Raw genomic sequence first — 11,563 nt, 5'->3', positions numbered from 1 at the left:
GTCGAGTGGGTTTCGCCGAGGTTGCGATGACCCCGGGTGACCGCCGAATCGCCCGAACGGCAGAGTCGCCTGCCTGGTTTGAGAGGCTTGGCCGATGGCGGATCGTTATCTCACCGTGGCGGGTACCGGGGTCCACGAGATCGAAATCCGGCGGTCGCGCTTCCTCTGCGCGCTCGCGCCGGTCACCTCGGAGGACGCCGCCCGTGAGGTGATCGCCGCCAGGAAGAAGGCCGATCCGGCGGCCCGGCACCACTGTCACGCGTTCGTGTTGGGCGCCGACGGGCGCACCCAGCGTTCGAGTGACGACGGCGAGCCCGCGGGCACGGCGGGCACTCCCATGCTCGAGGTGCTCCGCCGCCGCGAGCTGACCGACACCGTCGCGGTGGTGACCCGCTACTTCGGCGGGGTGCTGCTCGGCGCCGGCGGGCTGATCCGGGCGTACGGGCAGGCCGTTTCGGAGGCCGTCGACGTCGTCGGCGTGCGGGAGTACCGGCGGCTGCGGCTGGTGGAGGTCGTCGTCGACTACGACCGGGCAGGCCGCCTGGAGAACGTCATCCGCTCGTCGCCGTACCTGCTGCACGCGACGCGCTTCGAGGACGTCGCGCACTTCGACGTCGGGCTCGCGCCGGACCAGGGGGGCGCGTTCCACGCCTGGCTCGCCGACCTCACCGGCGGGGAGGCCCTGGCCGAGGAGATCGGCGAGACCTGGCTCCCCACCTCGTGAGTGGCAAGGACGGTTCTAACCGTCTGTCTGAGTTCAGGACATGTCGGACAGTTGATGTTTCAGGACCTCACGGACACTGACCGGCCTGTCGGTGTGGTGACCAGGGCTTTCGTGGTGATCATGCGACGATGGGCAGTACAGGGTTTTCGATGGATCCTGAGTTCGTCGCCGCGGTCGCTCGGGCGGCCGCGGGCGAGAAGGTCAACGTGGCGCAGTTCTGCCGCGAGCACGGGGTGTCCCGGGACACGTTCTATCGGTATGTGACCCGGGTCCGGAACGAGGCGGCGAACGGGTTCATCCGCCGCAGCACCGCCCCGCACCACCGTCCCACCGCGTTCGGGGCGGAGGTGGTCGAGGCGGTGCTGCGGGCCCGCAAGGAACTCGCGGACGAGGGCTGGGACAACGGGCCGATCTCGATCCGCTGGCGGCTGGAGAAGGCCGGGTTCATACCGTTGCCGTCGAAGTCGGCGATCTACCGGATCCTGCGCGAGCACGGCCAGATCGAACCGGAGCCCCGCAAGAGACCCCGCACGAGACGCCGGTTCGAGTACTCCGACCCGAACGGGTGCTGGCAGATCGACGGCATGGAGTACTACCTGGCCGACGGCCAGAAGGTCTGCATCATCCAGATCCTCGACGACCACTCCCGCCTCGACGTCGGCTCCTACGCCGCGAGCAGTGAGAACGGCACCGACACCTGGGCCGCGCTGCAACAGGCCTTCGCCGGCCACGGTCTACCGGTCAAAGTGTTGTCCGACAACGGATTGGCTTTCTCCGGAAAACACCGTGGGCAGATGGTCGAACTCGAACGCCACCTCGCCGAACACGGCGTCACCGCCATCGCCTCCAGGCCCTATCGCCCGCAAACCTGCGGCAAGAACGAACGCGTCCACCGAACCCTGCGGAAATGGCTCGCCGCCCGCCCACCGGCCGAGAACCTTGCCGTCCTGCAACAGCTTCTCGAGGACTACCGCCACATCTACAACAACCACCGGCGCCACCAAAGCCTCGACGGCCACACCCCACGGCAACGCTACGACGCCAGCCCCAAAGCCACCCCCGCCACCGGCCGCGAAGCCCCCAGCGGCCGCACTCAACGCACCGTCTCAGCCACCGGCGTCATCGCCTTCTCTGGCTGCTCCATCGTCCTGGGCCGAAACTGGACCGGACACACAGCCACCGTGTTCTGGCAAGGCGACCGCGTCACCATCATGATCGGCGACACCATCGCCCGCCAGCTCACCCTCAACCGAGCAGTACGCTACCAACCACTCAACAACAAACTGTCCGACAAGTCCTGAAACACATCTGTCCGTGAGGTCCTGAAACAGCACAGACGGTTCTAACCGTCCTTGCCACTCACGAGCCCGGCGCGGGACCGCCACTCCTCCAGGGTGATGGCGTACTCGACCTCGCCCTCCTCCGTGCCGGGGATCGGGTTGTCGAACTGTTCGTGATAGGTCCGGACGTGGCGCATCCCGATCTTCTCCATGACCCGGCGGGACCCCAGGTTCACCGCCATGGTCGCCGCCCAGATCCGCTGGGCCCCGAATTCGGTGAACCCCTTCTCCAGCAGCGCGAGCGACCCTTCGGTCGCGTAGCCCTTGCCCCAGGACGACCGGTTCAGCCGGTAACCCAGCTCGGGATCGTCCGTGTGGTGCCCGCGCAGCGGGCGGAAATGGAACCACCCCAGGAAATCCCCGCTCGATTTCTCGATCGCCGCCCAGAACCCGTAACCGGGGAAACGCTCGTAGTAACCGAGAAAGGCGGGAAGGTCCAGATTTTCGATCTCCGCCCGGTCGGCGGGTTCGCCCCCATTGAGGTACCGCATCACTTCGGGATCGTCGTAGAGCGCGAACAGATCGTCGGCGTCGGCGCCGGTGAACTGCCGCAGCACGAGCCGTTCGGTCTCCAGAAAGACACGCATCACGCGATCGTGGCGCTCCCCGCGCGCCCCCGCAAACGGTTTTAGGCCGCGGCCAGCGGCGGGAACGCGCCTTCCAGCGCCACCGCTCCGGCCTCGGTGAGCAGGGCGGGAACACGCTCGCCCCATCGGCCGCCCCGTGCGGGCATCACCAGGCCGAGGTGGGCGAGGCGATGCGCGGTGTGCTGGTCGCAGCAGGCGAGACCGTCGACGAACAGGTCCGGCTCGCAGCTGCAGCTGATCTCGGCGTGGCCCTCGGCCACGGCTCTCAGGGTGGCCCGCTCACGATGGTTCAGGCCTGTCCGAACGTCCATGGCGCGCCTCCTTTCCGTTTCCGCTGTACACAGTGAAACCCATACCCCCGACAGTTTCCGTCTCCTCCGATGCGAAGTCTTGGATTTCGGGCGTACTTAGGGGTGGTGTGTCGGGTATTCCGGGGTAAGGACCTAGGGGGTGTCACCCGGTATTCGGTTCGGAAGGGGTTCCAGCTCGGTCTTGCGAAGGTGCCGGAAAATGATCGAACTGCGGAAGCCGATGATCTCTTTCCGTTTCGCCAATCGATCCACCAGGAATGCGTGGAGCTGATCGACGTCCTGCGCGGCGACGTGGATCAGGAAATCGTCGCTGCCGGCGGTGACGAAGACCGAAAGGACCTCCGGCAGTTCCGCGACCGAACGCTGGAACGAATCGATCACCTCCCGGCTCAGCGGCCGCACCTGCGCCGAGACCATCGCCTGCACGCCGCGGTTGAGGCTGCGCAGGTCGATGTCGGCGTGATACCCGCGGATGACGCCGCGCTCCCGCAGCAGCCGGGTCCGTTCCAGGCAGGTCGACGGCGCGACGCCGACCTTGCGGGCGATGTCGCGGTTCGACTGCCGCGCATCCGCCTGGAGTTCCCGGATGATCGCCGAATCAAGTTCGTCCACGCCCGTCCCTTCGTCCGGTCTGCCGAATATCGTTCGGCAAACACTCGATCGATCTGGGAATCAGCCTAACTTCGGCGCCATCAGTCGACTAAACGCGTGGAAGGGAAGCCAGATGTCCGTACAGGAGCTGGTCGTCCGGCGGGGCCGCCGGTCCGGGGTGACGACGATGGTGGCCGTGCATTCGAGCACGCTCGGCCCGGCCGTCGGCGGCTGCCGGTTCAAGGTCTATCCGCGCGTCCACGACGCGATCGACGACGTCCTGCGGCTGTCCGCGGCGATGACCCGCAAATGCGCGGTCGCGGGCTTGGACTTCGGTGGCGGCAAGAGCGTCGTCGCGCTAGACGGCGTGCCGTCCGCCGAGCTGAGGCGCGAGATCCTGCTCGACCACGCCGACCTCATCGCGTCACTCGACGGTGCGTATCTCGCCGGTCCCGACGTCGGAACCGGTCCGGCGGACATGCTCGTGCTGCGCGAGCGGACCCCGCACGTGTTCTGCCTGCCCGAGGAGCACGGCGGCACCGGTTCGTCGAGCGGGCCGACCGCCGTCGGCGTGCTCGCCGCCCTGCGAGCGGGCGCGCGGGCCGTCTTCGGCGACGACGGGATGGAGGGCCGCAAGGTGGTCATCAGCGGCTACGGCTCGGTCGGCGCCCACGTGGCCGGCGCGCTGGCCGCACAAGGCGCTGAAGTCGTCGTGTCCGATGTGGACGAACGACGCCTCGCCGCCGCCCGGCGACAAGGCCTGTCCGTGGTCCAGCCGGAGAAGGTGCTCGGTACCGAGGCCGACGTCCTGATCCCCGCGGCCGTGGGCGGGGTCTTCGGACCAGGGACCGAGGTCGCCGCGCCGCTCGTCGTCGGCCCGGCCAACAACCAGCTCACCGACGACACCGTGGCCGACGATCTCGCCGCCCGGGGAGTCCTGTGGATCCCGGACTTCGTCGCGAGCGCCGGGGGAGTCGTCTACACCCTCGGCCGCGAGAAGGAGAACCTCACGCACGCCGAGGCGCTCACCCGCGTCGAGGCACTGGAGAAGACCACGCGAGAGATCCTCGACGCCGCTTCGGCCAACGGCACCACGCCGTTGGCCGAAGCGGACGCACTCGCCGAAGCAAGACTCACTTCTGGTGCGGAGCTACGTACTCCTTCGCCTCGGGAGCCTCGAACAGCGGCTTGACGTAGCGGACCCCGCCCTCGGCCGACGCGTCCGGAGTCGCCGCGTACACCTGACGTGTCGCCGGGGTGCCCGGCTTCGAGAAGTCCAGCGCCGCCACGAGGTCACCCGTGCTCGCCGACGTCGTCTGCTTCAGCGCCGCCGCGATGCCGTCGCGGGTGAGGTCCTTGTTCTCGCAGGCCTTCTTGAGCACCGCGCCCCACACCTCGCCGACCGCGTAGCCGTAGGGGATCCCGCCGTTCGGGGTCTCCTTGTACGCCGCCTTGTACTTCGTGGCGACTTCCTTGGCCTTGGGGATGTCGGCGGAGAACGGGACACTGCTGGCGACGATCGTCAGTTTGTCGAGCGCGTTCGCCGCCGGGCTCTTCAGCAGCACGGGGTCGAACACCGGGTTGTTGCCGAGCACGGGCACGTCGAGCCCGAGCGCCTTGTTCGCCGCGAGCGCGGAACCGGTCTGCGCCGGGGAAGTGGTCAGGACGATGGCCTTGACGCCGTCACCCTTGAGCCCGGTGACGATATTGGTGAGGTCGTTGTCGGTGGAGGTGATCTTGACCTCCTTCACCGTCAGGTTGTGCTTCTTCGCGTAGTACTGCGAGCCGCGCAGGCCGTTCTTGCCGTACTCGCCGTCGATGTAGACGTGCCCGATCGTGTCGCCGTCCTTCACCAGGCCCTTTTCCTGGAAGTACGACAGCCCGTCGATGATCTCCAGGTCGTACGTCGTCCCGACGATCATCACGTACTGGTTGTCGAGCAGTTCCGAAGACCACGACGCGGGCGCCGCGACGGTCTTGTCCGAGGCGATGTTCTGTTTCAGCGCGGCCACCACCGGGGAGCCGAGCAGCTGCACGAAGCCGAGGACCTTCGGCTCGATCTGCGGATACAGCGTCTTCGCCGTGTCCGCCTTGTAGCCGTGGTCGACGGTCTCGAGTTTGACCTGACGGCCGCACACCCCGCCCGCGGCGTTGAAGTCCTTGGCCCACAACTCGTTCCCCTGCGTGATGCCGAGCCCGAGGTTCTTGAACACCCCGGTCTTGTCGGTCATCACGCCGAGGGTGATCTCGGAGGCCGTGGCCCCCTTGTCGGTTTTGACGCCCGAACCGTCCGCCCCCGAGGACCCCGAGTCGCCCGCCTTCGTGCTGCACGCCGAAAGGGCGAGGACCGCCGCCAGCGCGACGGCCGGATAGATGCGCTTCATTTGTCTTGCTCCTCCGGGAGATGAGGTTTCCTGGCGGGTGTGATCCGTCGACCGATCGCGGCGAGTCCGCCCGGTTCGAAGAGCACCACGAGGATGATCGCGGCGCCGTAGACGAACGAACTGACCAGGATCGGGGTCAAGGCGCCGTCCCCGGTTCCGGAGAACCAGCCGAGATCGGCGGAGTACAGCGAAAGCACCTGCGGCAGCCCGTTGACGATCAGCGCGCCCACCAGCGCGCCGGGCACCGAGCCGAGTCCCCCGATGATCACCATGGCCAGGAAGGCGATGGAGATGTTGATGCCGTACGTGCCGAATTCGCTCTCGTCGGGTTTGAGGATGTCGAACCACAGCACGGTCATCGCGCCCGCGAGCCCCGCGTACGCCGAGGAGACCGCGAAAGCGCCCGCCTTGGCCCGCGTGACGCTGACGCCCATCACGGACGCGGCGGCCTCGTTGTCCCGCACCGCGCGCCACGACCGGCCGACCCGGCTGCGCACCGCCGCCTTGGCGACCACGAACGCGAGCACGGTCAGGAGCAGGAACAGGTACCAGAGCCGTTCCGCCTGCCGGATCGGCACGCCCATCAGCTCGATCTCCGGGCCGCCGTTGGTGAACGGGAAGCCGAACAGCGAGAACGGTTCCGGGGTGCGCCCGGTCGACGTCCCGCCGGTCAGCGTCTCGGCCGACTGTCCGAAGTAGAGCCCGAGGAACACCAGCGAAAGCGACGCGACCCCGAGGTAGATCCCGCGCAGCCGTCCGGAGACCGGCGCGAACGCCAGCCCCAGCAGCGCGGCGATGACCACCGCGCCGACCAGTGACAGACCGGGATCGAGCCCGAGCCCGAACACACGCTCGTCGTCGGCCGGTCCGGAAAGGACGGTGTACCCGGTCGCGCCCGCGAGCAGGAAGAACGCGTGCGCCAGCGACAACTGCCCGGCCTGCCCGACCAGCAGGGTCAGCCCGATCGCGCCGACGCCGCCGATCATCATGTACTGCCCGGCCTTCAGCCAGGCGGCGTCGAGGTAGAGCGGGATCGCGAGCAGGACGACCAGCAGCGCGGCCCAGGCCAGCGCCTTGAGGAGGCGGCCCCGATCGCGTTTCGGGGCGGGGCCGTCGGGGCGGCGGCGGGGGTTTTCACGGCGGTGTCAGACACGGGTGCTCTCCCTCGTCCCGAACAACCCCGACGGCCGCACCACCAGGACCACGAGCATCACCAGGAAGACCGCGCTCTTGGAGAAGTCGAACGACACGTACTGCGCGGAAAGCGCCTCGACCAGCCCGACGACCAGGCCGCCCACCACCGCGCCCGCCGTCGAGTCCAGCCCGCCGAGGATGGCCGCGGGGAACGCCGCGAGCGCGATGGAGTGCGTGCCGCGGGACAGCCCCGCGCCGGAGAAGTCCTGCGTGGCGATGAAGAGCACCGCGACCCCGGCGAGCACACCCGCGACCACCCAGGCGGTCGCCGTCACCCGGGAACTGCGGATGCCCATCAGCGCGGCGGCTTCGCGGTTCTCGGCCTGGGCGCGCATCGCGACGCCCCAGTTCGAGTACTTGAACGCCAGCGTGAACGCGGTGATCAGCACGGCGGCGACGACCAGCGCGACCAGATGGGTGCGGAACAGCGTGATCCCGCCGAGCTGGAAGGGCTGCGCGTCCCAGGCGTCGCCGAGGAACGGCAGCGTGACGCCGAGCCGCCGCACGATCTCCTCGGTGACGATCACGTCGACGCCGATGGTCAGCAACGCCAGGCTGTTCGCGTCCGCGTGCCGCGAGCGGGACAGCAGGAACCGTTCCAGCAGGAGGGCGAGCAGGCCCGCCGAGACGATGCCGACCAGCGAGGCACCCGCCCAGCCGAGCGCGTCGCGGGTCACGACGACCAGGTAGCCGCCGAAGAGCACGAGCGAGCCGTGCGCGAAGTTGACCACTTCGGTGGCCTTGAAGATGATCACGAAACCCAGCGCCAGCAACGCGAACACCGCGCCCTTGCCGAGTCCGTTCACCACGAGTTGCAGGAATGTGTTCACGCCGTGGCCTCCGTGCCGAGATATGCCTTGATCACGTCCGGATCCGACTGGACCTCGGCCGGGGTGCCGTCGGCGATGCGCTTGCCGAAGTCCAGGACGGTGACGCGGTCCGCGATGCCCATCACCAGCCCCATGTCGTGTTCCACCAGCAGGATCGAGATGCCGAGCTCGTCACGGACTTCGCGGATCGTGCCGGCCAGCTCGGCGGTCTCGGTCGCGTTCATGCCTGCCGCGGGTTCGTCGAGCAGCAGCAGGACCGGTTCGACGGCGAGCGCGCGGGCGAGGTCGACGCGTTTCACCGCGCCGTAGGGCAGCGCGCCGACCGGGAGGTCCACCAGCGCGCCGATGCCGAGGAAGTCGCAGATCTCCCGCACCCGCGCGGAATGGCGGCGTTCGGCCCGGACCGTCCACGGCAGACGGAGCCCGCAGGCGAGGAAACCGCCCTTGGTCAGCGCGTGGCGGCCGAGCATGACGTTGTCGAGCACCGTCGAGCCGGGGAGAGGGCGGCGTTCTGGAACGACCGGCCGACCCCGAGCCGCGCCAGCCGATGCGGCGGGAGTCCGGAAAGGACGGTGTCGCCGAGCCGGACCCGGCCGCTGTTCGCCCGGTAGAGGCCGCTGATCACGTTGAAGCAGCTGGACTTCCCGGCGCCGTTCGGGCCGATGAGCGCGTGCAGCGAACCGGAAGCGACGGTGAACGAGACGTCGTCCAGCGCCCGGATCCCGCCGAAGCGCAAGGTCACGTTCTCGACATTCAGCTCGGGTGGGGTCATCCGGCCCACCTCGACAGGCTCCGGCCCGCGAGGTGCTTGCGGGCGTCGGCGGCTTCGGCCTCGGCGGTGGCCTGCGATTCGGCGTGGCCGCCGAGGTAGAGGCGCTGGACTTCTTCGCTCGCCGCGAGCTCGGCCGTCGTCCCGGCCAGCGCGACCCTGCCGACCTCCAGGACGATCGCGTGATCGGCGACGCGCAACGCCATCACGGCGTTCTGCTCGACCAGCACCACGGCGGTGCCCTGCTCGTGGATCTCGCGGATGATGTCGCCGATCCGCTCGACGATCTTCGGCGCGAGGCCGAGCGAAGGTTCGTCGAGCAGCAGGAGCCGCGGGCCGGACATCAGCGCGCGCCCGATGGCGAGCATCTGCTGCTCGCCGCCGGAGAGCAGGCCCGCGCGCTGTTTGGCCCGTTCGGACAGGACAGGGAAGAGCTCGTCGACGCGTTTGCGGGCGGCGGCGCGCTGTTCGGGGGAGCGGGCGCCGATCCCGCCCGCGCGCAGGTTCTCCTCGACCGTCATCCGCGCGAAGACCTGGCGGCCTTCGGGGACGCCGACCACGCCGAGACCGACGATGCGGGCGGGGTCCAATTTGGTCAGTGGTTTGCCGTCGTAGCGCACCTCGCCGGCGGAAACCGAGCCGCGGTGCATACGCAGCGTGCCGGAAACCGTACGCAGCAGGGTCGATTTCCCGGCCCCGTTGCTGCCGAGGACGGCCAGCACCCCGTCAGGTGAAACGTCGAGGTCGACCCCGTGCAGTGCGGCCACCGATCGGCCGTACCGCACCTGGAGATCACGAACACTCAGCAAGCCGCCTCCTCCGTTCGTGTGACGCGAGTCACGATCGGTGGCGGTCATCCTGCGTGGGCACCCTCCGCCGCGTTACCCCCACTTGGAGACCCACCCGGCTACAAAACGGACACGGGGGCTGAAGGGGCCCATCGCCGCATCTCACGCGGTGAAGGGAGCTTTCGCCACGTCGCATGCGGGGAAAGGGCCCTTCAGCCCCCGCTCAGAGGAGGCCGGCTTCGGAGGCCTTGCCGATGGCCTCGACGCGGTTCCGGGCGCCGAGTTTGTGCAGCGCGGACTGAAGGTAGGTCTTGACGGTGTTCCGCGCCAGCCCGGTCGATTCCGCGATCTCCGGATTCGTCTGCCCCTGTGCGGCGAGTCGTAGAACCTCGTACTCGCGCCGCGTCAGTCCGCTGCGGGCCAGCGCGACGGACCGCTGGCCGTCGTCGGGGAAGATCCGCGGATCGACGACGCGCTCACCCTTGAGCACCTGCCGCAACGCCGCCACCAGATCCGTCCCGGCGACGTCCTTGAGCAGACAGCCGTGCGCCCCGGAGTCCAGCGCGGCCCGCACGCCCTGATGGTCGCCGTGCGCGGTGAACACCACGATCCGCCCGGCCGGGTGCACGCGGCGGAGCTCGGCGATGACCTCGGGCGCGAGCATGTCCGGCAACCGCAGGTCCAGCAGGATCAGCACCGGCTTCAGCTCACCGGCCCGCCGGATCGCGGACCGGCCGGTCTCGGCCGAGCCGACCACGGTCATCGCCGGGTCGTAACGCAGCAGCAGGCTCACCCCGTCGCGGACCACCGGATGGTCGTCCACGACGAGGACCGTCACCGGCGACGGCACGGTTCCGGCACCCAGGCGCGCAGCGTGCATCCGTCGTCCTCGTCGCGGACCAGGCTGACCCGGCCGCCGAGCCGTGCGGCGCGTTCGGCCAGCGCGCGCAGCCCCATGCCGGTGCCGGGTTCGGGCTCCTCGGCGTCGTCGCCGCGATGACCGGTCCCGTCGTCGGCGACGACCACCTGCACGCCGTCTTCACTGGGCAGCAGACTGACCACGACGGACAGCGCTTCGGCGTGTTTCTCCACGTTGAGCAGGCCCTCCCGGACGGCCGCGACCAGCAGGCCGGTGCGTTCGGCGTCCAGCCGGGGGACGGGCGCGAGCTGCACGAACCGCGCCGGGACGCCGCAGCGCGCCTGGAACGAACGGCAGTGCTCGGCCAGCTCCACCGGCAGCGCGCGTTCCGGGCTCGACTCGGACAACGCCAGCAGCGACTCGCGCAGCGCCCTCGACGCGGCCGACACGTCGCCCTCCAGCCGCCGCAGCCGCGATTCGAGTGCCGGGTTGTCGCTGATGTCCTCGTGCAGGTTCCGGACCTGCACGCCGATGGAGAATAGGAGCGCGCCGACCGAATCGTGCAGCGCGCTCTGCATGCGGAGCCGTTCGGCGGACAGCGCGGTCTCGCGGTCGGCTTCGGCGACCGACGCCAGTTTCAGCGCCCGGCCGGCCTCGGTGGCGATCTCTTCGAGGGACTGGACCGCGTCGTCGCCGAAGTCGCGCCGCTCGCGCATGGCGGCGTACGCGATGGCGACCGTCTCGGTCCCGCTGAAGATCGGGACGGCGATCATCGCGGCGAGGCCCTCGCCGCGGACCTGCGCGTCGAACTGGTGGGTGATACTCGGCGAGTTGACGTAGTCGTTCACCCGCACCGGCTTGCCCAGCGCGAGCACCCGACCGCCGATGCCCTGGCCGATCGGCACGGCGAGATCCTGCAGGGCGTCCGTCCGGGTGCCCGACATCCAGCGGATCACCGCCTGCTCGGGCCCGGCCAGCTCGGCCACGAAGCCGGAATGCGTGCCGATCGACTCGCGGATCAGCCGCGCGGTGCCGTTGAGGGCCGCGACCCGGTCGAGGGTCGCGAGCAGCTCCTCGCGCTCGCGAAGAAGCCCGCCGAGCACCGCGCTGTGCTCGGCGGCGAGGTCTTCAGCGGCGTGCCGTCTCGCCGTCACGCGCTCACGATCGCATATCGGACGTGGTTTCC

General features: G+C 69.3%; 11 protein-coding genes and 2 pseudogenes. 3 read left to right on the top strand and 10 right to left on the bottom strand.

Features of this window, described 5'->3' with window-relative positions:
* Window positions 1-94 precede the first annotated feature (94 nt).
* Together MJQ72_RS32545 and MJQ72_RS32540 are read left to right on the top strand one after the other, a co-directional pair.
* Window positions 95-724 carry a YigZ family protein gene (locus MJQ72_RS32545; RefSeq protein ID WP_240594820.1) on the top strand — a complete coding sequence of 210 codons (630 nt, stop codon included), beginning with the start codon at window positions 95-97 and terminating at the stop codon, window positions 722-724.
* A 149-nt stretch (window positions 725-873) separates the two neighbouring features.
* Entirely contained in the window at window positions 874-2,025 is a 1,152-nt protein-coding gene (locus tag MJQ72_RS32540; RefSeq protein WP_240594785.1) for an IS481 family transposase, read from the top strand.
* Window positions 2,026-2,066: 41 nt separating this feature from the next.
* On the opposite strand, the gene MJQ72_RS32535 is transcribed toward MJQ72_RS32540, so the two are convergent.
* The 3 genes from MJQ72_RS32535 to MJQ72_RS32525 all read right to left on the bottom strand — a co-directional run bounded on the left by MJQ72_RS32535 (window position 2,067) and on the right by MJQ72_RS32525 (window position 3,574).
* Entirely contained in the window at window positions 2,067-2,651 is a 585-nt protein-coding gene (locus MJQ72_RS32535) for a GNAT family N-acetyltransferase (protein ID WP_240594819.1), read from the bottom strand.
* A 41-nt stretch (window positions 2,652-2,692) separates the two neighbouring features.
* Window positions 2,693-2,962 carry a hypothetical protein gene (locus tag MJQ72_RS32530; RefSeq protein ID WP_037346685.1) on the bottom strand — a complete coding sequence of 90 codons (270 nt, stop codon included), beginning with the start codon at window positions 2,960-2,962 and terminating at the stop codon, window positions 2,693-2,695.
* Window positions 2,963-3,094: 132 nt separating this feature from the next.
* Window positions 3,095-3,574 (bottom strand): Lrp/AsnC family transcriptional regulator, encoded by a 480-nt coding sequence (locus MJQ72_RS32525; RefSeq protein WP_240594818.1) that lies wholly within the window; start codon window positions 3,572-3,574, stop codon window positions 3,095-3,097.
* A 112-nt stretch (window positions 3,575-3,686) separates the two neighbouring features.
* Between MJQ72_RS32525 and MJQ72_RS32520 the strand changes: the two genes are divergently transcribed.
* Entirely contained in the window at window positions 3,687-4,745 is a 1,059-nt protein-coding gene (locus tag MJQ72_RS32520; protein ID WP_240594817.1) for a Glu/Leu/Phe/Val dehydrogenase dimerization domain-containing protein, read from the top strand.
* Here MJQ72_RS32520 and MJQ72_RS32515 read toward each other — a convergent pair.
* The 7 genes and pseudogenes from MJQ72_RS32515 to MJQ72_RS32485 all read right to left on the bottom strand — a co-directional run bounded on the left by MJQ72_RS32515 (window position 4,687) and on the right by MJQ72_RS32485 (window position 11,531).
* Complete coding sequence (locus tag MJQ72_RS32515) at window positions 4,687-5,937, bottom strand: ABC transporter substrate-binding protein (protein ID WP_240594815.1); 1,251 nt, start codon at window positions 5,935-5,937, stop codon at window positions 4,687-4,689. The genes MJQ72_RS32520 and MJQ72_RS32515 overlap by 59 nt on opposite strands.
* Window positions 5,934-7,090 (bottom strand): annotated as a pseudogene (locus MJQ72_RS32510) (branched-chain amino acid ABC transporter permease). The gene MJQ72_RS32515 and the pseudogene MJQ72_RS32510 overlap by 4 nt, the downstream one beginning before the upstream one ends.
* Window positions 7,083-7,961, bottom strand: a complete 879-nt coding sequence (locus tag MJQ72_RS32505) for a branched-chain amino acid ABC transporter permease (RefSeq protein WP_240594813.1) — start codon at window positions 7,959-7,961, stop codon at window positions 7,083-7,085. Before MJQ72_RS32505 ends, MJQ72_RS32510 begins: the two are co-directional and overlap by 8 nt.
* Window positions 7,958-8,733: pseudogene (locus MJQ72_RS32500) on the bottom strand (ABC transporter ATP-binding protein). The gene MJQ72_RS32505 and the pseudogene MJQ72_RS32500 overlap by 4 nt, the downstream one beginning before the upstream one ends.
* Window positions 8,730-9,539 carry an ABC transporter ATP-binding protein gene (locus tag MJQ72_RS32495; RefSeq protein WP_043848629.1) on the bottom strand — a complete coding sequence of 270 codons (810 nt, stop codon included), beginning with the start codon at window positions 9,537-9,539 and terminating at the stop codon, window positions 8,730-8,732. The pseudogene MJQ72_RS32500 and the gene MJQ72_RS32495 overlap by 4 nt, the downstream one beginning before the upstream one ends.
* 202 nt (window positions 9,540-9,741) lie before the next feature.
* Window positions 9,742-10,398, bottom strand: a complete 657-nt coding sequence (locus MJQ72_RS32490) for a response regulator transcription factor (protein WP_240594811.1) — start codon at window positions 10,396-10,398, stop codon at window positions 9,742-9,744.
* Complete coding sequence (locus MJQ72_RS32485; protein WP_240594810.1) at window positions 10,353-11,531, bottom strand: GAF domain-containing protein; 1,179 nt, start codon at window positions 11,529-11,531, stop codon at window positions 10,353-10,355. The genes MJQ72_RS32490 and MJQ72_RS32485 overlap by 46 nt, the downstream gene beginning before the upstream one ends.
* Window positions 11,532-11,563: the final 32 nt, after the last annotated feature.

Origin of the sequence: Amycolatopsis sp. EV170708-02-1, from assembly GCF_022479115.1 — a bacterium.
Taxonomy (GTDB): Bacteria; Actinomycetota; Actinomycetes; order Mycobacteriales; family Pseudonocardiaceae; genus Amycolatopsis.
Note: the sequence above shows the minus strand (reverse complement) of the source record. Positions and strands in the feature narration are given on the sequence as shown.

Excerpts from the sequence above, each read along its gene's own strand:
- MJQ72_RS32515 (WP_240594815.1), bottom strand. The coding sequence starts at position 5,937 with ATGAAGCGCATCTATCCGGCCGTCGCGCTGGCGGCGGTCCTCGCCCTT.
- MJQ72_RS32530 (WP_037346685.1), bottom strand. The coding sequence starts at position 2,962 with ATGGACGTTCGGACAGGCCTGAACCATCGTGAGCGGGCCACCCTGAGA.
- MJQ72_RS32540 (WP_240594785.1), top strand. The coding sequence starts at position 874 with ATGGATCCTGAGTTCGTCGCCGCGGTCGCTCGGGCGGCCGCGGGCGAG.
- MJQ72_RS32490 (WP_240594811.1), bottom strand. The coding sequence starts at position 10,398 with ATGCACGCTGCGCGCCTGGGTGCCGGAACCGTGCCGTCGCCGGTGACG.
- MJQ72_RS32520 (WP_240594817.1), top strand. The coding sequence starts at position 3,687 with ATGTCCGTACAGGAGCTGGTCGTCCGGCGGGGCCGCCGGTCCGGGGTG.
- MJQ72_RS32535 (WP_240594819.1), bottom strand. The coding sequence starts at position 2,651 with ATGCGTGTCTTTCTGGAGACCGAACGGCTCGTGCTGCGGCAGTTCACC.
- MJQ72_RS32545 (WP_240594820.1), top strand. The coding sequence starts at position 95 with ATGGCGGATCGTTATCTCACCGTGGCGGGTACCGGGGTCCACGAGATC.